Raw genomic sequence first — 1067 nt, forward strand, 5'->3', positions numbered from 1 at the left:
CCGAGGTCGGTGTTGTCGGTGATCGAACTCTCGCGCGCCTCGTACCGGAAGATGAAGCAAAACCTCTGGTGGGCAGCGGGATACAACCTCATCTCAGTTCCGCTCGCGGCAGGAGTGCTCGCGCCGGTCGGGTTCGTGCTGCCCATGTCGATCGGCGCGATCCTGATGTCGCTGTCGACGATCATCGTCGCCGCGAACGCGCAGCTGCTTCGGCGACTCGACCTCACGCCCGACACCATCACCGGAGCGGTGAACGAGGGGAGTTCCAATTCTCCGTCGCAGCGCACACCGTCACTGTGAGAGCTGATCTCGTACCGGAAACGCAGCCCTGACGACTGCGAAGCGCTGATGGCCGCACCCTCTCCGCCGGAGAGGATGCGGCCATCGTTGTTTATAGCGGGCCGGGTCAGCCGAGCAGCCGCTGCATGGTCTCGATTTCCTGCTGCTGAGTGGCGACGATGGCGCGGGCCATCTCCAGGGCGTCAGGATTGGAACCGTCCGCTATTTCGGTGTTCGCCATCTCGATCGCGCCGGTGTGGTGGGCGATCATCATCGTCAACCACTGGCGGTCGAATTCCGGTCCCGACGCTACCATCAACGCGTCCATGTCCTGAGCGGTCATCATGCCGCTGCCGGAGCTGTGGTCCATCCCGCCCATCTGACTCATGTCAGCCGAGGGCGCGGGCTTACCCCACTCGGCCAGCCACGCCGTCATCTGGTCCATCTCGGGCTGTTGCGCGGATGCGATCGCCGATGCCAGTGACAGGACCTCCGTGTTGTCGGTGCGGCCTTCGGCCATGTCGGCCATCTCGACTGCTTGCGCGTGGTGCGGGTACATCATCTGCGCGAACATCACGTCGGCATCGTTGAACTGCGCCGTCGAACCCGCCGGCGCGGACGATGCCGGCGTCGAGGACATCGATCCCATCGAATGGCCATCCATCGACGAATCGGCCCCGTTGTCGCTACAGCCGACGACGAGGAACGCGCTCGCAGCAGCAGCAGCGATCGAGGCAATGACTTTGGTACGCATGAGGAAACTCCTTGCAAGAGTGAGTAGTACAGAG

The 1067-nt window shown here is 63.4% G+C and carries 1 protein-coding gene and 1 pseudogene; one reads left to right on the top strand and one right to left on the bottom strand.

Going from position 1 to position 1067, the window contains the following annotated elements:
• Nucleotides 1–300: pseudogene (locus tag CH292_RS06025) on the top strand (heavy metal translocating P-type ATPase); the annotation flags it as partial.
• A gap of 106 nt (nt 301–406) precedes the next feature.
• On the opposite strand, the gene CH292_RS06030 reads toward CH292_RS06025, so the two are convergent.
• Entirely contained in the window at nt 407–1033 is a 627-nt protein-coding gene (locus CH292_RS06030; RefSeq protein ID WP_094654261.1) for a DUF305 domain-containing protein, read from the bottom strand.
• Between the last annotated feature and the right edge of the window lie 34 nt (nt 1034–1067).

This window comes from Rhodococcus sp. 14-2470-1a, assembly GCF_002259425.1.
Taxonomy (GTDB): domain Bacteria; phylum Actinomycetota; class Actinomycetes; order Mycobacteriales; family Mycobacteriaceae; genus Rhodococcoides; species Rhodococcoides fascians_E.